General features: G+C 40.4%; 10 protein-coding genes and 3 rRNA genes. All 13 read left to right on the plus strand.

The genetic code is table 11. The features are described from left to right. The 13 genes from dnaA (at position 1) to asnB (ending at position 20,238) form a co-directional block, all read left to right on the plus strand. A complete protein-coding gene (gene dnaA, locus MHB39_RS00005) occupies positions 1-1,350 on the plus strand; it encodes a chromosomal replication initiator protein DnaA (protein ID WP_016994935.1) in 1,350 nt (449 codons plus the stop codon). A 169-nt stretch (positions 1,351-1,519) separates the two neighbouring features. After that, positions 1,520-2,656, plus strand: a complete 1,137-nt coding sequence (gene dnaN / locus MHB39_RS00010) for a DNA polymerase III subunit beta (RefSeq protein ID WP_004233305.1) — start codon at positions 1,520-1,522, stop codon at positions 2,654-2,656. Between the two features lie 113 nt (positions 2,657-2,769). Then, a complete protein-coding gene (gene yaaA, locus MHB39_RS00015; protein ID WP_258860124.1) occupies positions 2,770-2,994 on the plus strand; it encodes a S4 domain-containing protein YaaA in 225 nt (74 codons plus the stop codon). A gap of 3 nt (positions 2,995-2,997) precedes the next feature. Next, the gene (gene recF / locus MHB39_RS00020; RefSeq protein WP_258860125.1) at positions 2,998-4,113 is read left to right on the plus strand and encodes a DNA replication/repair protein RecF; all 1,116 of its coding nucleotides are present in this window, start codon (positions 2,998-3,000) and stop codon (positions 4,111-4,113) included. Between the two features lie 93 nt (positions 4,114-4,206). Next, on the plus strand, positions 4,207-6,141 hold the full coding sequence (gene gyrB, locus MHB39_RS00025; protein ID WP_052125376.1) for a DNA topoisomerase (ATP-hydrolyzing) subunit B: 1,935 nt from the start codon (positions 4,207-4,209) through the stop codon (positions 6,139-6,141). 25 nt (positions 6,142-6,166) lie between these two features. Beyond that, entirely contained in the window at positions 6,167-8,632 is a 2,466-nt protein-coding gene (gene gyrA / locus MHB39_RS00030; protein WP_036077952.1) for a DNA gyrase subunit A, read from the plus strand. A gap of 140 nt (positions 8,633-8,772) precedes the next feature. Continuing rightward, the gene (locus MHB39_RS00035) at positions 8,773-9,855 is read left to right on the plus strand and encodes an HD-GYP domain-containing protein (RefSeq protein WP_342545553.1); all 1,083 of its coding nucleotides are present in this window, start codon (positions 8,773-8,775) and stop codon (positions 9,853-9,855) included. 391 nt (positions 9,856-10,246) lie between these two features. Then, positions 10,247-11,798: ribosomal RNA gene (locus MHB39_RS00040) — 16S ribosomal RNA — on the plus strand. Between the two features lie 182 nt (positions 11,799-11,980). Beyond that, positions 11,981-14,908: ribosomal RNA gene (locus tag MHB39_RS00045) — 23S ribosomal RNA — on the plus strand. A 69-nt stretch (positions 14,909-14,977) separates the two neighbouring features. Continuing rightward, positions 14,978-15,093 (plus strand): 5S ribosomal RNA (gene rrf, locus MHB39_RS00050). Together the 16S, 23S and 5S rRNA genes form the textbook arrangement of a ribosomal RNA operon. A gap of 269 nt (positions 15,094-15,362) precedes the next feature. Further along, on the plus strand, positions 15,363-16,826 hold the full coding sequence (guaB, locus tag MHB39_RS00055; protein WP_004233999.1) for an IMP dehydrogenase: 1,464 nt from the start codon (positions 15,363-15,365) through the stop codon (positions 16,824-16,826). Between the two features lie 141 nt (positions 16,827-16,967). After that, complete coding sequence (locus tag MHB39_RS00060) at positions 16,968-18,299, plus strand: D-alanyl-D-alanine carboxypeptidase family protein (RefSeq protein ID WP_081977435.1); 1,332 nt, start codon at positions 16,968-16,970, stop codon at positions 18,297-18,299. Positions 18,300-18,399: 100 nt separating this feature from the next. After that, on the plus strand, positions 18,400-20,238 hold the full coding sequence (gene asnB, locus MHB39_RS00065; RefSeq protein ID WP_342545554.1) for an asparagine synthase (glutamine-hydrolyzing): 1,839 nt from the start codon (positions 18,400-18,402) through the stop codon (positions 20,236-20,238).

Below are 20,238 nucleotides of genomic sequence, written 5' to 3' on the forward strand. Positions count from 1 at the left end.
TTGGAACATTTAGAAGAACTATGGAACAATGTCCTGGCTCAAGTTGAACAAAAAATTTCTAAACCAAGCTTCGAAACGTGGCTAAAGTCTACAAAGCTACTATCTTACAATGGTAGTGGCTCCACTGTGACAATTGCTGCACCCAATTCGTTTGCTCGAGACTGGCTTGAAAATCATTATATTCATTTGATTACAGGTATATTAACGGAGCTAACAGGCGAAGACTTGCTTATTAAATTTGTTGTTCAAAAAAACCAGGATTCGGACGATTTTGATTTGCCAGCGCCGATTATCCAAGCAAAAAATAATGAACATCATGATATTTCACCAGGTATGTTAAACCCGAAATATACTTTTGATACGTTTGTTATTGGCTCTGGTAACCGCTTTGCACATGCAGCTTCGCTAGCTGTAGCTGAAGCACCTGCGAAGGCATATAATCCCTTCTTTATTTATGGGGGAGTAGGGCTAGGTAAAACGCACTTAATGCACGCCATTGGTCATTATGTATTAGAGCATAATCCTAATGCAAAAGTGGTGTACTTATCATCTGAGAAATTTACAAATGAATTTATTAACTCAATTCGTGATAACAAAGCACTTGATTTTCGCAATAAATACCGCAATGTGGATGTACTGCTAATTGATGATATTCAATTCCTTGCTGGAAAAGAATCAACTCAAGAAGAATTTTTCCATACTTTTAATACTCTACATGAAGAATCAAAACAAATTGTTATATCAAGTGACCGACCTCCAAAAGAGATTCCAACTTTAGAAGATCGGCTCCGCTCACGTTTCGAATGGGGGTTAATAACTGATATTGCGCCACCCGATTTGGAAACTCGTATCGCTATTTTGCGTAAAAAAGCAAAAGCAGACGGTCTAGAGGTACCAAATGAAGTAATGCTTTATATTGCGAACCAGATTGACTCCAATATTAGGGAGCTTGAAGGTGCGCTTATTCGCGTCGTTGCCTACTCATCACTTGTAAACAAGGATATTACAGCGACATTAGCTGCCGAGGCATTGAAGGATATCATCCCAAATTCAAAGCCGCGAACAGTGACAATATTAGACATTCAAAATGCAGTTGGGGAACATTTTAGTATACGTTTGGAAGATTTCGCTGCCAAAAAACGTACTAAATTAATAGCTTTTCCGCGTCAAATCGCAATGTACTTATCACGCGAATTGACAGATTTTTCGCTGCCGAAAATTGGCGAAGAATTTGGTGGTCGCGACCATACGACTGTCATCCATGCACACGAAAAAATTTCTTCTATGTTGAAAAATGACGCTCAACTTCAACAAGATGTTAAACAAATTCGTAGTATGCTAGGCAAGTAATTGCTGTGGACAAACTAACGATTTAAACACAAACTTATACACAGTCTATCTACATGTGGATAGACTGATTTTATTCATAAAAATATACTTATCCACAAATCCACAGGGCCTATTACTATATCTTTTTATTTTATATAAATAAATAATATAAATATGTGAGGGAAAACGAATGAAATTTGATATTTTACGTGACCGTTTATTAGAGGGTTTAAATGATGTCATGAAAGCAGTAAGTTCAAAAACAACTATTCCGATTTTAACAGGGATTAAAATTGACGTAACAGAAGAAGGTATCCGCTTAACAGGTAGTGATGCTGATATAACAATTCAAACATTTATTCCAGTAGAAGAAGATGGACAACAAATTATTCACATTACAGAAACAGGTTCAATTGTTGTACAAGCACGTATGTTTAATGAAATCGTACGTAAATTACCAACAAACGATGTTGAAATCCAAGTAACACCTGGTTTCCAAACGCATATTCGTTCAGGAAAATCAGAATTCCATTTAATTGGCTCAGATGCAGCAGAATATCCTTTATTACCAGAGCTTACAGAAGATCAAAAATTTACTATTCCGGCTGATCTTTTAAAAACAATTATTCGTGAAACAGTATTTGCTGTTGCTACTTCAGAAAGTAGACCCGTGTTGACAGGTGTAAACTGGCAGATCAAAAATGAAACGTTAATCTGTGTTGCAACAGATAGTCATCGTTTAGCTAGACGTAAAGTGCAACTGGAAAATTTACCAGAAGTTGAACATAGTGTAGTTATTCCTGGGAAAAGTTTAAATGAATTAAATAAAGTATTAGAGGATTCTACAAACCTTGTACAAATCGTTATTACAAGTCAGCAAGTATTATTTAAAACGGGTGATGTATTATTCTTCTCTCGCTTACTGGAAGGAAATTATCCTGACACAACTCGTTTAATTCCTGAAGAATATCAAACAAATGTAACGATTAACGGAAAATCTTTATTACAAGCTATTGACCGTGCCTCACTTGTTGCAAGAGGAGATCGAAATAATGTTGTACGTTTTGAAATTTTAGATAACCAGGCAGTTGAAGTTTCTTCTAATTCTCCTGAAATCGGTAAGGTACAAGAAGAAATTCCTGTGGAAGCATTAGAAGGGGAAGGTTTGAAAATCTCATTCAGTGCAAAATATATGATGGAAGCATTAAAAGCAATTGATGGACAAGATGTAGTTATTCAATTTACTGGGGCAATGAGACCGTTTATTTTACGTTCCGTTCATGATGATGCTATTTTACAATTAATTTTACCTGTACGAACTTACTAAAGAACATAAGATCTGTTAAGATAGTCGCTCATAGTGACTATCTTTTTTTACTTATGGCGTAATTTTAGGTATGATAGAGAGATAGACAGTCTGTATTCGGAGGGGAACACACTATGCAGGACATTAAAATTGATGAGGAGTTCATCACGTTAGGGCAGCTCTTAAAAATTACGGATGCCATTAGTTCAGGTGGAATGGCCAAGTGGTTTTTACAAGAACATGCTGTATATGTAAATGGAGAAATAGACGATCGTCGAGGTCGGAAATTACGTAACGGAGATGTTGTAAATATTCCTGGATGTGGTCGTTTTCAAATCATCGGACCAACTGGACAATAAATTATGTATATTGAGCAAATAAAACTTACAAATTACCGTAACTATGATGCCTTAGATTTAAACTTCTCTCCAAAAATTAATGTTTTCATTGGTGAAAATGCACAAGGAAAAACAAATGTTATGGAGTCCATCTATGTTTTAGCAATGGCTAAGTCCCATCGCACAACGAACGATAAAGAATTGATACGTTGGGATTCAGACTATGGTAAAATAGAAGGGGCCGTTAAAAAAAGGCACGGTATTTTACCGATCGAACTTACGATTACAAAGAAAGGTAAGAAGGGCAAGATAAATCATATAGAGCAAAGTCGCCTTAGTCATTATATTGGTCAAATGAATGTCGTTATGTTTGCGCCAGAGGATTTGAATGTTGTAAAGGGAAGTCCGCAAATACGCCGACGTTTTATTGATATGGAGATTGGGCAAATTTCGCCTGTCTATTTACATGATTTATTAACCTTTCAAAAAGTTTTAAAACAACGTAATCATTTTTTAAAAATGAACCAAGGCAAGTCCTTGTCAAATGATGTGATGTATGAGGTCTACAATGAACAATATATTCACGCTGCTACCCAAATTATTCGTAAAAGATTTCAATTTATGGATTTATTGCAGGAGTGGGCGGAACCCATACACGCAGGGATATCGCAAGGTAAGGAAACATTGGTTATAAAATATCGTACGGTAGCTGGTATAGAAAAAGAACACTCTACTAGTGAAATTGAAAATACTTTACATCAAAAATTAATAGAAGCGAGAGAACGTGAATTTGATAGGGGAGTGACACTAGTTGGTCCACACCGTGATGATTTACAGTTTTTGGTAAATGGCTATGATGTCCAAACTTATGGTTCACAAGGGCAACAGCGAACTACTGCATTGTCTTTAAAGCTTGCTGAAATTGAATTAATTAAACAAGAAACAAATGAAACACCCATACTACTTTTAGATGATGTTTTATCGGAACTCGATGATTATCGCCAATCGCATTTATTAAATACCATTCAAGGTGAAGTCCAAACCTTTGTTACAACCACAAGTGTGGAAGGAATTCACCATGAAACGATGGAACAGGCTCAACTGTTTCACGTGAAACAAGGTGCGATTGAAAGAAGTTAGCCAGGGTAGTTTTTTAGATTACAAAAAGAATGGTAATAGTCAGCTCGGTTGACTGTTCATTCATTTACACACAATGATGTTATGAAGGAGTAGATGAAAGCCGTGGCTATAGAGAACGAAGGTTTACAAAACCAAGCTTATGAGGCCGATCAGATACAGGTATTAGAGGGTTTAGAAGCAGTACGTAAAAGACCAGGGATGTATATCGGTTCAACTAGCTCTAAAGGGCTTCACCATCTAGTATGGGAAATTGTTGATAATAGTATCGATGAAGCACTTGCAGGATTTTGTACAGATATAAAAGTAACAATTGAAAAAGAAAACTGGATCCGTGTAGAAGATAACGGTCGTGGTATTCCGGTTAGTATTCAAGAAAAAATGGGTAAGCCAGCAGTTGAGGTTATTATGACTGTTTTACATGCTGGTGGTAAATTTGGCGGTGGAGGCTATAAAGTTTCGGGTGGTCTCCATGGAGTTGGGGCATCAGTGGTAAATGCACTATCTGTTGAAACAATTGTCCAAGTTCATCGTGAAGGTCATATCCATGAAATAAAATTTGAACGTGGAAGAACAGTTCAAGAGTTAACAGTTATCGGTGAAACAGATCACAATGGTACAACAACACGTTTTAAAGCTGATCCAGAAATATTTAAAGAAACAACTGTTTATGAATATGATATTTTAGCTCATCGTATTAGAGAATTGGCTTATTTAAATCGTGGTATTAAGATTACGATTGCTGATGAACGTGAAGATGAGATTCGTTCAACTACATACCACTATGAAGGTGGTATTCGTTCCTATGTGGAGCATTTAAACCAATCTAAAGAGCCAATCCATGATCCAATTGATGTTCTTGGAGAGAAGGATGGCATCACAGTAGAAATTGCCATGCAATATAATGCTGGATTCTCTTCTAATATTTTCTCATTTGCTAATAACATTAATACGTATGAGGGCGGTACACATGAGTCTGGTTTTAAAACAGCCCTTACACGCGTTATTAATGACTATGCACGAAAAAGTGGATTACTAAAAGAATCTGACGCTAATCTTACAGGTGAGGATGTACGAGAAGGGTTAACAGCTATAGTTTCCGTTAAACATCCAGATCCGCAATTTGAAGGACAAACAAAAACAAAGTTAGGGAACTCAGAAGTAAGTCAAATTACCAATTCATTATTCTCAGATGGCTTTGAACGTTTTATGTTAGAAAATCCAACGGTTGCTCGTAAGGTTGTAGAAAAAGGTTTAATGGCGGCCCGTGCGCGTGTAGCTGCGAAAAAGGCACGTGAATTTACTCGTCGTAAAAATGCCCTCGAAGTATCTAGCTTACCGGGTAAATTAGCTGATTGTTCTTCTACTAACCCAGCTGATTGTGAAATTTATATTGTTGAGGGTGATTCTGCCGGCGGTTCCGCTAAATCTGGGCGTGATCGTCACTTCCAAGCAATTTTGCCTTTACGTGGTAAGATTCTTAACGTTGAGAAAGCTCGACTAGATAAAATTTTATCGAATGCGGAAATCCGTGCGATGATTACAGCATTCGGCACTGGTATTGGTGAGGAGTTTAATTTAGAAAAAGCTCGTTATCATAAAATCATTATTATGACAGATGCCGATGTCGATGGAGCGCATATTCGTACATTACTTTTAACATTCTTCTTCCGTTTCCTTCGACCACTTATAGAAGCAGGCTATATTTATATTGCACAGCCACCACTTTATCAAGTGAAACAAGGTAAACATATTGAATACTGCTATGATGAAGAGACATTAAAAGCAATTTTAGAAAGACTACCAAAAATGCCAAAACCAAATGTGCAGCGTTATAAAGGTCTTGGTGAAATGAACGCTGAGCAGCTTTGGGAAACAACAATGGATCCTGAGTACCGCACATTATTACAAGTAGAATTAGATGATGCAATTAAGGCAAACCAAGCATTTGAACGTTTAATGGGCGATGAAGTTGAACCTCGTCGTCAATTTATTGAGGAAAATGCCGTATACGCTAATTTAGATATCTAATTTTTCTTGAGAGGAGGTCTACACTTTGTCAGAACAAGAACGCTCCGGTGTTAAAGGAGTTAATATAACAGAAGAAATTGAAACATCCTTTCTTGATTATGCAATGAGTGTAATTGTGTCACGTGCATTACCTGATGTACGTGATGGATTAAAACCAGTTCATCGTCGTATATTATATGGGATGCAGGAATTAGGGAATACAGCAGATAAAGCCTACAAAAAATCAGCACGTATCGTTGGGGATGTAATGGGTAAGTACCATCCACATGGTGACTCTTCCATCTATGATGCAATGGTACGTATGGCACAAGATTTCAGCTATCGCTACATGCTTGTTGATGGTCACGGAAACTTCGGCTCCGTTGATGGTGATGGCGCAGCAGCCATGCGTTATACAGAATCACGTATGTCTAAAATAGCAATGGAAATGCTCCGTGATATTAATAAAGATACAATTGACTATACAGATAACTATGATGGATCAGAAAAAGAACCAATTGTATTACCAAGTCGTTATCCAAACCTATTAGTGAATGGTGCTGCAGGGATTGCAGTAGGTATGGCAACAAATATTCCCCCACATCAATTGGGCGAAACAATTGATGCTGTTATAGCACTTTCTGAAAATCCTGCAATTACAACTGAGGAGCTAATGGAAATTATCCCTGGCCCAGATTTTCCTACTGGAGGATTAATTTTAGGACGTAGTGGTATTCGTAGAGCCTATGAAACAGGTCGAGGTTCCATTATTATTCGTGCAAAAGTAGAAATTGAGCAAAAGGCAAATGGTAAGGAAACTATTCTTATCCATGAATTGCCTTACCAAGTGAATAAGGCAAAGCTCATTGAAAAAATTGCAGAACTTGTACGTGATAAAAAAATAGATGGTATCACAAACTTACGTGATGAATCAGACCGTCGTGGTATGCGTGTAGTAATTGAAGTTCGTAAAGATGCAAATGCTAATGTCGTACTAAATAATTTATATAAACAAACGGCTATGCAATCGAGCTTCGGCATTAATATGCTGTCTTTAGTAAATGGTCAGCCTAAAGTATTAGGCTTAAAGGAAATGTTATACCATTATCTAGAACACCAAAAAGTAATTATTCGTCGTCGTACAGAGTTCGATCTTCGAAAAGCTGAAGACCGCGCTCATATTTTAGAGGGCTTACGAATTGCACTCGATCATATTGATGAAATAATTGCTATTATTCGTGGTTCACGTAGTGGTGAAGAAGCGAAGCCTCAATTGATGGAACGCTTTAACTTATCTGAGCGTCAGGCTCAAGCTATTTTAGATATGCGCCTCGTTCGATTAAGTGGCTTAGAGCGTGAAAAAATTGAAGCAGAATATCAAGAGCTTCAAGTTCTAATAGCTGAATTAAAGGCAATTTTGGCAGATGAAGAGAAAATTGTTGATATTATTCGTACTGAAATCTTAGAATTGAAGGAACGTTTTAATGATACACGCCGTACTGAGATTACATCAGGTGGTATTGAAATGATTGAGGATGAGGATTTAATCCCTGTTGAAAACTCAGTTGTTACTTTAACGCATAATGGCTATATCAAACGTTTAGCTGCGAATACATATCGTAGTCAAAAGCGTGGTGGTCGTGGTGTACAAGGAATGGGTACAAATGAAGACGACTTTGTAGAGCATCTAATGAATACTTCTACCCACGATACAATTTTATTCTTCACGTCTAAAGGTAAAGTATTTAGAGCAAAAGGATATGAAATTCCTGAGTTCGGTCGTACTGCTAAAGGGTTACCAATCGTAAACTTGCTCAATATAGAAAAAGGCGAAAAAGTAACAGCTATGATTCGTGTTGCGTCGTTTGATGAAGATGCTTACTTTATCTTTACCACAAAAACAGGTATTACAAAACGTACGCCTGTTTCACAATTTGCTAACATCCGAACAAATGGTTTAATCGCAATCAGCTTGAGAGAAGACGATGATCTTATTTCTGTACGTCTTACAGATGGAGAGAAACAAGTGATTATTGGTACACGTGATGGTATGCTCGTTCGTTTCCAAGAAGACGACATTCGATCTATGGGCCGTACAGCCGGTGGTGTTCGAGGCATTAAGCTACGTGATGGTGACGAAGTTGTTGGTATGGAGATTGTTGAGCCAGGTCAAGAAATTTTAGTAGTAACTGAAAAAGGTTACGGTAAACGTACTTCTGAAGAGGACTATCGTTTACAAAGTCGTGGTGGAGTAGGACTGAAAACGATCCAGATTACAGATAAGAATGGTCCAATGGTGGCTGTAAAAACCGTCGATGGTTCTGAGGATCTAATGCTTATAACTATTAATGGAATGCTTATCCGTATGGATGTGAATGATATTTCATTAATTGGGCGCAGTACGCAAGGTGTACGTTTAATTCGACTAGGAGATGACGAATTAGTTGCAACTGTAGCTAAAGTGGAAAAAGCAGAAGAGTCTTTAGAAGACGAAGAGGAAGTCGAAGAATAATTTAATCCGATGATGACATTCTTGAATGTCGTCATCGGTTTTTTTACGTAAATAATGAAAAATAAGTAATTATTTTGAATTCCATGATAAAATAGAAATACCTTATTTTGAAGCAAGAAATAGTGGAGAGGTGTTCATCCGTGGAAACTATACATGTTCCAATTTCAGAGCTAGGTGTTGGCAAGGTAATTTCTGAAGATATATTTGCTAATACACAGTATCCGATTATTTTCAAAGATACAATGATTTCTTATGTACACTTGCAAGTTTTTCATGCATTTAATATTTTCAACGTCCCTGTTTACAAAAGTGAAAATGATATGCGTGTAGAAAAGAATGAGAGCGATGTCGAAGTTACAATAGAAGAAATTCCGACTTTTAGGAAAATCTATAATCATTCTGTTGAACAGTTTAAAAAAGAATTTAAAAACTGGGAAGCGGGAGCAAAGGTAGATATTGCAAAGGCCAGAACAATTATTTTACCTTTAGTAGAGTTGGTGTTAGAAGATCGTACTATTATTTTTGATTTAAATGAGTATTCAAATCCCAAAGACTATCTATATCATCATTGTGTAGCAACTGGTTTGATTGCCTCAGTTATTGCCCAAAAACTTGGCTATGATAGAGGGACTACTATTCAAGTAGCCATCGGTGGTTTATTAGCTGATTGTGGTATGGCTAAAGTACATCCTCGTATCAGGGATAAGAAGACACCATTAACAGAGCAAGAATATGATGAGATTTATAAACATCCGATTTATAGCTACAATATGGTGAAAGATTTGACCATTTTAAAAGAAACGATGAAAGAAGCAATCTTCCAACATCATGAACGTTTAAATGGTAGTGGGTATCCGAAGAACGAAAAGATCGCCAATATTTCTATATTTGCACAAATCATTGCTGTTGCAGATGTTTTTCATGCTATGACATGTGAACGAGTATATAGAACGAAACAATCTTCATTTAAAGTGATAGAAATGATTAATGAATCTGAGTTTGGTAAATTTGATATTAAAGTAGTACGTGCATTAATTGATATTGTTGCAGATCTTCCGATAGGAACAATTGTAGAACTTTCTAATTTAGAACGTGGGGAAGTAATGTTTGTAAATAAATTTGCCCCAACACGACCACTTATTAAATTAATTCATTCAGGGGAAATTTTTGATTTAGGGAAAAATCGCAGTTTTTATATTTCACGTATCATAACTAATTTATAGATAGACGGGCAAACTATATTATGTGGTTTGCCTTTTTTTATTAGGTAAGAGATGTACTCTACGCAAGTGCTAATATAATTTTTTCTTAACAAACACTTCGCAATAATCGTAATCAATTAAATAGTGAGCATTTTAACCATAATTGTTTTTTGAAACATTTATATATTGTATTAAAATATTTTTGGAGAAACTGTTGACTTTGTTTTGGAATCTTGATATTATAAATGAGTCGCCAAGAGGTGACAACGAAATAAACAAAATGAACCTTGAAAACTGAACAAGCAAAACGTAATCAATAAAGTTTTAAGTAGCTAGTTTTGCTAGTGAACGAAACATAATTTTGGACATCAAACATGATGCCAGCAAAACAATTTGAGCTAATCAAATTTCTTTTATGGAGAGTTTGATCCTGGCTCAGGACGAACGCTGGCGGCGTGCCTAATACATGCAAGTCGAGCGAACAGAAAAGGAGCTTGCTCCTTTGACGTTAGCGGCGGACGGGTGAGTAACACGTGGGCAACCTACCCTATAGTTTGGGATAACTCCGGGAAACCGGGGCTAATACCGAATAATCTCTTTTACTTCATGGTGAAAGACTGAAAGACGGTTTCGGCTGTCGCTATAGGATGGGCCCGCGGCGCATTAGCTAGTTGGTGAGGTAACGGCTCACCAAGGCGACGATGCGTAGCCGACCTGAGAGGGTGATCGGCCACACTGGGACTGAGACACGGCCCAGACTCCTACGGGAGGCAGCAGTAGGGAATCTTCCACAATGGGCGAAAGCCTGATGGAGCAACGCCGCGTGAGTGAAGAAGGTTTTCGGATCGTAAAACTCTGTTGTAAGGGAAGAACAAGTACAGTAGTAACTGGCTGTACCTTGACGGTACCTTATTAGAAAGCCACGGCTAACTACGTGCCAGCAGCCGCGGTAATACGTAGGTGGCAAGCGTTGTCCGGAATTATTGGGCGTAAAGCGCGCGCAGGCGGTCCTTTAAGTCTGATGTGAAAGCCCACGGCTCAACCGTGGAGGGTCATTGGAAACTGGGGGACTTGAGTGCAGAAGAGGAAAGTGGAATTCCAAGTGTAGCGGTGAAATGCGTAGAGATTTGGAGGAACACCAGTGGCGAAGGCGACTTTCTGGTCTGTAACTGACGCTGAGGCGCGAAAGCGTGGGGAGCAAACAGGATTAGATACCCTGGTAGTCCACGCCGTAAACGATGAGTGCTAAGTGTTAGGGGGTTTCCGCCCCTTAGTGCTGCAGCTAACGCATTAAGCACTCCGCCTGGGGAGTACGGTCGCAAGACTGAAACTCAAAGGAATTGACGGGGGCCCGCACAAGCGGTGGAGCATGTGGTTTAATTCGAAGCAACGCGAAGAACCTTACCAGGTCTTGACATCCCGTTGACCACTGTAGAGATATAGTTTCCCCTTCGGGGGCAACGGTGACAGGTGGTGCATGGTTGTCGTCAGCTCGTGTCGTGAGATGTTGGGTTAAGTCCCGCAACGAGCGCAACCCTTGATCTTAGTTGCCATCATTTAGTTGGGCACTCTAAGGTGACTGCCGGTGACAAACCGGAGGAAGGTGGGGATGACGTCAAATCATCATGCCCCTTATGACCTGGGCTACACACGTGCTACAATGGACGATACAAACGGTTGCCAACTCGCGAGAGGGAGCTAATCCGATAAAGTCGTTCTCAGTTCGGATTGTAGGCTGCAACTCGCCTACATGAAGCCGGAATCGCTAGTAATCGCGGATCAGCATGCCGCGGTGAATACGTTCCCGGGCCTTGTACACACCGCCCGTCACACCACGAGAGTTTGTAACACCCGAAGTCGGTGAGGTAACCTTTTGGAGCCAGCCGCCGAAGGTGGGATAGATGATTGGGGTGAAGTCGTAACAAGGTAGCCGTATCGGAAGGTGCGGCTGGATCACCTCCTTTCTAAGGATTATTTCGGAATACAAACCTTGGGTTTGTAAGATTACGTTTTGCGTTCAGTTTTGAAGGTTCATTCTTTCTGAATGAAATACTTCAAAACTTGTTCTTTGAAAACTGGATAAAACGACATTGAAATTGTAACAAACACATTTATTTTTTAAGTTTTTTTATAGGCTTAATAACTTGGTTAAGTTATTAAGGGCGCACGGCGAATGCCTTGGCACTAGGAGCCGAAGAAGGACGGCACTAACACCGATATGCTTCGGGGAGCTGTAAGTGAGCTTTGATCCGGAGATTTCCGAATGGGGGAACCCACTACGTTTAATCGCGTAGTATCTTGACGTGAATACATAGCGTCTTGAAGGCAGACCCAGGGAACTGAAACATCTAAGTACCTGGAGGAAGAGAAAGAAAAATCGATTCCCTGAGTAGCGGCGAGCGAAACGGGAAGAGCCCAAACCAAGAGGCTTGCCTCTTGGGGTTGTAGGACACTCTATACGGAGTTACAAAAGAGCGAGTTAGATGAAGCGACTTGGAAAGGTCCGCCAGAGCAGGTAAAAGCCCTGTAGTCGAAAGTTCGTTCTCTCCTGAGTGGATCCTGAGTACGGCGGAACACGTGAAATTCCGTCGGAATCCGGGAGGACCATCTCCCAAGGCTAAATACTACCTAGTGACCGATAGTGAACCAGTACCGTGAGGGAAAGGTGAAAAGCACCCCGGAAGGGGAGTGAAAGAGATCCTGAAACCGTGTGCCTACAAGTAGTTAGAGCCCGTTAATGGGTGATAGCGTGCCTTTTGTAGAATGAACCGGCGAGTTACGATTACGTGCAAGGTTAAGCTTTAGAAGGCGGAGCCGCAGCGAAAGCGAGTCTGAATAGGGCGAAGTAGTACGTGGTCGTAGACCCGAAACCAGGTGATCTACCCATGTCCAGGGTGAAGGTGAGGTAACACTTACTGGAGGCCCGAACCCACGCACGTTGAAAAGTGCGGGGATGAGGTGTGGGTAGCGGAGAAATTCCAATCGAACTTGGAGATAGCTGGTTCTCTCCGAAATAGCTTTAGGGCTAGCCTCGTGATGAGAATACTGGAGGTAGAGCACTGTTTGGACTAGGGGGCCATCCCGGTTTACCGAATTCAGACAAACTCCGAATGCCAGATATTTATACACGGGAGTCAGACTGCGAGTGATAAGATCCGTAGTCAAAAGGGAAACAGCCCAGACCACCAGCTAAGGTCCCAAAGTAATCGTTAAGTGGAAAAGGATGTGGCGTTGCACAGACAACCAGGATGTTGGCTTAGAAGCAGCCATCATTTAAAGAGTGCGTAATAGCTCACTGGTCGAGTGACGCTGCGCCGAAAATGTATCGGGGCTAAACGATTCACCGAAGCTGTGGATTGACATCTACGATGTCAGTGGTAGGAGAGCGTTCTAAGTGCGTTGAAGTCAGACCGGAAGGACTGGTGGAGCGCTTAGAAGTGAGAATGCCGGTATGAGTAGCGAAAGACGGGTGAGAATCCCGTCCACCGTATGACTAAGGTTTCCTGAGGAAGGCTCGTCCGCTCAGGGTTAGTCGGGACCTAAGCCGAGGCCGATAGGCGTAGGCGATGGACAACAGGTTGATATTCCTGTACCACCTCCTCACCGTTTGAGAAATGGGGGGACGCAGTAGGATAGGGTAAGCGCGCCGTTGGTTGTGCGCGTCCAAGCAGTAAGGCGTGTGTGTAGGCAAATCCGCACACTGTAACGTTGAGCTGTGATGGCGAGTCCGTATGGACGAAGTTCCTGATTTCACACTGCCAAGAAAAGCCTCTATCGAGGTGAGAGGTGCCCGTACCGCAAACCGACACAGGTAGTCGAGGAGAGAATCCTAAGGTGTGCGAGAGAACTCTCGTTAAGGAACTCGGCAAAATGACCCCGTAACTTCGGGAGAAGGGGTGCTCTTGAGCGTGCAAGCGCATGAGAGCCGCAGTGAATAGGCCCAGGCGACTGTTTAGCAAAAACACAGGTCTCTGCAAAACCGTAAGGTGACGTATAGGGGCTGACGCCTGCCCGGTGCTGGAAGGTTAAGAGGAGTGGTTAGCGCAAGCGAAGCTGCGAATTGAAGCCCCAGTAAACGGCGGCCGTAACTATAACGGTCCTAAGGTAGCGAAATTCCTTGTCGGGTAAGTTCCGACCCGCACGAAAGGCGTAACGATCTGGGCACTGTCTCAACGAGAGACTCGGTGAAATTATAGTACCTGTGAAGATGCAGGTTACCCGCGACAGGACGGAAAGACCCCGTGGAGCTTTACTGTAGCCTGATATTGAATTTTGGTACAACTTGTACAGGATAGGTAGGAGCCAGAGATCTCGGAGCGCCAGCTTCGAAGGAGGCGTCGGTGGGATACTACCCTGGTTGTATTGAAATTCTAACCCATGCCCCTTAGCGGGGCAGGAGACAGTGTCAGGCGGACAGTTTGACTGGGGCGGTCGCCTCCTAAAAGGTAACGGAGGCGCCCAAAGGTTCCCTCAGAATGGTTGGAAATCATTCGTAGAGTGTAAAGGCACAAGGGAGCTTGACTGCGAGACCTACAAGTCGAGCAGGGTCGAAAGACGGGCTTAGTGATCCGGTGGTTCCGCATGGAAGGGCCATCGCTCAACGGATAAAAGCTACCCCGGGGATAACAGGCTTATCTCCCCCAAGAGTCCACATCGACGGGGAGGTTTGGCACCTCGATGTCGGCTCATCGCATCCTGGGGCTGTAGTCGGTCCCAAGGGTTGGGCTGTTCGCCCATTAAAGCGGTACGCGAGCTGGGTTCAGAACGTCGTGAGACAGTTCGGTCCCTATCCGTCGTGGGCGTAGGAAATTTGAGAGGAGCTGTCCTTAGTACGAGAGGACCGGGATGGACACACCGCTGGTGTACCAGTTGTCTTGCCAAAGGCATCGCTGGGTAGCTATGTGTGGACGGGATAAGTGCTGAAAGCATCTAAGCATGAAGCCCCCCTCAAGATGAGATTTCCCATTACGCAAGTAAGTAAGATCCCTCAAAGACGATGAGGTAGATAGGTTCGAGGTGGAAGTGTGGTGACACATGGAGCTGACGAATACTAATCGATCGAGGACTTAACCAAAACGTTTGAAACATTCAATGCACCGTTTATCCAGTTTTGAAAGAATAAATCTTTCAATTAAATACAAAGTCTAGTGATGATGGCAAAGAGGTCACACCCGTTCCCATACCGAACACGGAAGTTAAGCTCTTTAGCGCCGATGGTAGTTGGGGGCTTCCCCCTGTGAGAGTAGGACGTCGCTAGGCAACAAAACAGTCAGCTGTGTGCTGGCTGTTTTTTTACTTTTTCTTGATAACTTTTAACTTTACTAAAGAGTTTGTTCAAATGTGTTTATTGAATTTAAAAAATGCAAATAAATGCCTCGAAAATGTAGTTAATTATTTGTATTGTTTATCTTAATTGTTATTTGTTAAAAATCTGAATTGTCTTTCTTTTATAAGTTCCTTGACAGTAGCAGTCCACGTTGTTAATCTTACAATTAATATTCTTTTAACTATAGGAGGAAGTTACGAAAATGTGGGAGACTAAATTTGCCAAAGAAGGTTTAACTTTTGATGATGTATTATTAGTACCAGCTCATTCCGAAGTACTACCGAAAGATGTTGATTTATCTGTTCAATTAACACCAAAGATTAAATTAAACATCCCAATGGTCAGCGCAGGTATGGATACAGTTACAGAGTCTAAAATGGCGATTGCGATGGCACGTCAAGGCGGTATCGGTATTATCCATAAAAACATGGGGATTGATGAGCAAGCTGAACAAGTAGAAAAAGTAAAACGTTCTGAAAATGGTGTTATTACAAACCCATTCTTCTTAACTCCGACACATCAAGTTTTCGATGCTGAGCATCTAATGGGTAAATACCGAATCTCTGGTGTTCCTATTGTTGATAGTATGGAAAATCAAAAGCTAGTAGGGATTATTACAAACCGTGATTTACGTTTTATCTCTGACTACTCTTTAAAAATTGAAGATGTAATGACGAAAGAAGATTTGATTACAGCACCAGTTGGAACGACTTTAGAGGATGCTGAAAAAATTCTTCAACAATATAAAATCGAAAAGCTTCCAATTGTGGATGAAGAAGGTAGATTAACTGGACTTATTACAATTAAGGATATCGAGAAAGTTATTGAATTCCCGAATGCTGCGAAAGATACACATGGTCGTTTACTTGTAGGCGCAGCAGTTGGTGTATCAAAAGATACGATGGTACGTATTGAGAAGCTTGTAGAGGCACAAGTTGACATTGTTGTAATCGATACAGCCCATGGTCATTCAGAAGGCGTATTACAAACAATTCGCTCAATCCGTGAGACTTACCCTGAGCTAGAAATCATCGCTGGTAATGTTGCTACAGGAGAAGGCGCACGTGCATTATTTGAAGCTGGAGCAGATGTTGTTAAAGTAGGTATCGGTCCTGGTTCAATTTGTACTACACGTGTTGTAGCAGGTGTAGGTGTACCACAAATTACAGCAGTATATGATTGTGCTACAGTAGCTCGTGAGCTAGGTAAAACAATAATTGCTGATGGTGGTATTAAATATTCTGGTGATATCGTAAAAGCTCTAGCAGCTGGAGGCAACGTTGTAATGCTTGGTTCCCTTCTAGCAGGCACATCTGAATCTCCTGGAGAAACAGAAATCTTCCAAGGACGTCGCTTCAAAGTTTATCGTGGTATGGGTTCTATCGGCGCTATGGAAAAAGGTTCTAAAGATCGTTACTTCCAAGAGGATGCAAAAAAATTAGTACCTGAAGGTATTGAGGGCCGTCTTCCTTATAAAGGACCATTAGCTGATACAATTTACCAACTTATTGGTGGTATTCGCGCTGGTATGGGTTATTGTGGAGCTCCACATCTTGAGCACCTACGCGAGAATGCACAATTTGTTAGAATGACAGGTGCTGGTCTACGTGAATCACATCCACATGATGTACAGATTACAAAAGAATCACCAAACTATTCCATGTAATATATTACTTGCAACTTTTATGCTTTCGCATCGTCTACAAAGATGGCGCGAGAGCATTTTTTTATGGTAGAGAGTCAACACGTTTGTTGTTATCTATGATAAAATGTCGAGGACAAGATTATTTTTTGGAGGGCTTTAAAGGTGAAAAAGAAAATGAACACCGTATTACGCTTACTCCTAATTCCTGTTTTATTATTTAGTATTTTTGCAGGTATTCCTGCAAAGGCAAATGCGGAAACAGATTTAGGATTAACAGTGGATGCTGCGATTTTAATTGATGCAGATTCAGGAAAAATTTTATTTGAACAAAATGCAGATACTTCACTAGGTATTGCAAGTATGACAAAGATGATGACTGAATACCTGTTATTGGACGCGATTGATGCAGGGAAAGTTAAATGGGATCAAGAATATCACGTAACAGATTATACGTATCGTATGTCTCAAAATCGTGCATTAAGTAATGTACCTTTACGTAGAGATGGCTCTTATACGATTCGTGAGTTATATGAGGCAATGGCAATCTATTCAGCAAATGCAGCAACCGTAGCTATTGCTGAAACAATCGCAGGTTCTGAAACTGAATTTTTAAAGTTAATGAATAAAAAGGCAGAAGAACTTGGTTTAGAGGGCTATAAATTTGTCAACGCTACTGGTCTGAATAATGCTGATTTATTTGGTATGCATCCATCGGGCACAGGCCCAGAAGATGAGAATGTGATGCCTGCAAAATCTGTAGCAAAACTAGCATATCATTTATTAAAAGATCACCCAAAGGTATTAGAGACATCTAAAATTGCAAAAAAGACATTCCGTGAAGGAACAGAAGATGCAATTAAAATGGAAAACTGGAACTTTATGTTGCCAGGATTAGTGTATGAATATCAAGGTGTAGATGGATTAAAAACAGGTACAACAAACTTTGCAGGTCACTGCTTTACGGGTACTGCAGAGCGCAATGGGACTCGCTTGATTGCAGTTGTCATGAAGGCTGTAGATGCAAATGGTCAAGGATCATATAAAGCTCGTTTTGATGCCACAGCAAAATTATTTAACTACGGTTTTTCACAATTCTCAAAGCAAGAAATTTTACCAGGGAACTATACTTTCAAAGATCAAAAAACAGTAAAAGTCACAAAAGGTAAAGAAGATAAAGTATCGATTGCAGTAAAAGAACCAATTTCCTTTATGATTAAGTCTGCTGATAAAGACTTATATAAACCTACATTGGTTTTAGATAAAAAGAGTTTAGAGGCAGATGTTAAAAAAGACACTGTTGTAGGAAAGGTCGTTATTGAGCGCACAGAAGGCACAGATTACGGCTTTATTGATGGCAAGGATATTTCATCCGATGTTGTCACAACAGAGGCTGTAGAGCGCGCTAGCGGTATCTCATTGTTCTTCCAAGGTGTAGGTAGCTTCTTCGGTAATTTATGGGGAGGCATTACAGACTTTGTTGGGGGATTGTTCTAATATTTAAATACGAGCACATGAATGTACTTAAGCATTCATGTGCTTTTTTCACATTTTTACATGCTACTGCATACGCTAATAGGCGAAAGGATGTGGCTAAATGTGTGGCATTACAGGCTGGGCTAGTTTTCACAAGGATTTAAGAACAAGTGACACAATATTAAAATCGATGACGCAAACATTAAATAAGAGAGGGCCAGATGATGAAAATATTTGGTGTAGTGAGCATATTGCATTTGGCCATCGACGGTTAGCTGTTATTGATTTAATTGGCGGCAAACAACCGATGAAAAAAATTCATGATGGATTAAACTATGTCATTACATATAATGGCGAACTTTATAATACAGAAGAGCTACGTAAGGAACTTCAAAAAAGAGGACATAGTTTTATAACACAATCGGATACTGAAGTGTTATTAACGGCCTATATTGAATGGAAAGAGCAATGTGTAGAATTTCTAAATGGTATTTTTGCCTTTGGTGTTTGGGATGAGCAAAGACAATCTTTATTTTTGTGTCGAGACCGATTAGGTGTAAAACCCTTGTATTATACAGAGCAACAAGAAGGTGTACTTTTTGCATCTGAAGTGAAGGCTCTGCTAGCACACCCCACGGTCCAAGCAAGTGTAAATGTTGAAGGGTTGGCAAGTATGATGGCTGTAGGACCTTCTAGAGCGCCAGGTAAAACACTCTTTCAAAATATTGAAGAATTACGACCTGGCTATGCTATGCGATTCTCTAGAGAAGAAGGTTTAAGAAAGTGGCCGTATTGGCAGCTACAAAGCCGTAAGCATGAAGAAACATTAGAAGAAACAATGGAGCATGTTCGTTTTTTGTTAACGGATGCTATAGAACGTCAGCTAGTTTCGGATGTTCCTATTTGTACATTTCTTTCGGGAGGACTAGATTCCAGTATTATCACGGGCATTGCGGCAAATAGTTTCCAACAGCAAAACCATCAATTGCATACGTATTCTATTGATTACGAGGATAACGAGCGCTTCTTTAACCCACACTCTTTCCAAACTTCCACGGATACGTACTGGATTCAAAAAATGACAGATACTTTTCAGACGGCACACCATGCAGAGGAAATCACTCAGCAACAGTTAATTGATTTATTAGTGGAATCGGTCATCGTTCGTGATTCCCCTGGTATGGCAGATGTAGATTCTTCGTTATTGTGGTTTTGTCGAGAAATAAAAAAGGAATTTACTGTAGCGCTATCAGGAGAGTGTGCAGATGAAATTTTTGGTGGGTATCCATGGTTTAAAGAAAGGACTTCGGGTTTTCCTTGGATCCGTTCATTGTCTGAAAGAAGTGCATTACTTCAAGAGAAGTGGGATAAAAAATTGACAATTGAGTCCTATGCACAACAACTATATACACAAACAATAGCTGAAGTGCCATTATTAGATGGAGAAGGTTTAGCAGAGGCAAGACATCGTGAAATGTCTTACTTAAATATACTATGGTTCATGCAAACATTATTAGAGCGGAAGGATCGTATGAGTATGGGGGCAAGTTTAGAGGTACGTGTCCCTTTTGCAGATCATCGGCTTGTAGAATATGCCTGGAATATTCCGTGGGAAATGAAGAATTTAGATGGAATAGAAAAAGGATTACTTCGAAAATCAATGGCACATCTATTGCCGAATGAAGTGTTATATCGTAAAAAAAATCCTTATCCAAAAACCTATCATCCTGTCTATACAGCAGGGGTGCAAAAATGGTTGAAGGAAATTCTACATGATAAAAATTCGATTTTACATGAACTATTTGAACGACAAAAGCTTGAGGAGTTAGTTGAATCTGGCGGTAGCTCTTTTAAGATTCCATGGTATGGGCAATTAATGGCAGGTCCTCAACTTTTAGCGTATCTAGGGCAAATTCATACTTGGTTTGAGCATTATCAAATTCAATTAATTGAGACTTAA

This window comes from Lysinibacillus sp. FSL K6-4013 (assembly GCF_038630435.1).
In the GTDB taxonomy this organism is placed as follows: domain Bacteria; phylum Bacillota; class Bacilli; order Bacillales_A; family Planococcaceae; genus Lysinibacillus; species Lysinibacillus boronitolerans.

What these genes read in the sequence shown, in the direction of transcription:
- guaB (WP_004233999.1), top strand. Translation starts at nt 15,363, where the DNA reads ATGTGGGAGACTAAATTTGCCAAAGAAGGTTTAACTTTTGATGATGTA.
- gyrB (WP_052125376.1), top strand. Translation starts at nt 4,207, where the DNA reads ATGAAAGCCGTGGCTATAGAGAACGAAGGTTTACAAAACCAAGCTTAT.
- recF (WP_258860125.1), top strand. Translation starts at nt 2,998, where the DNA reads ATGTATATTGAGCAAATAAAACTTACAAATTACCGTAACTATGATGCC.
- asnB (WP_342545554.1), top strand. Translation starts at nt 18,400, where the DNA reads ATGTGTGGCATTACAGGCTGGGCTAGTTTTCACAAGGATTTAAGAACA.
- yaaA (WP_258860124.1), top strand. Translation starts at nt 2,770, where the DNA reads ATGCAGGACATTAAAATTGATGAGGAGTTCATCACGTTAGGGCAGCTC.
- dnaN (WP_004233305.1), top strand. Translation starts at nt 1,520, where the DNA reads ATGAAATTTGATATTTTACGTGACCGTTTATTAGAGGGTTTAAATGAT.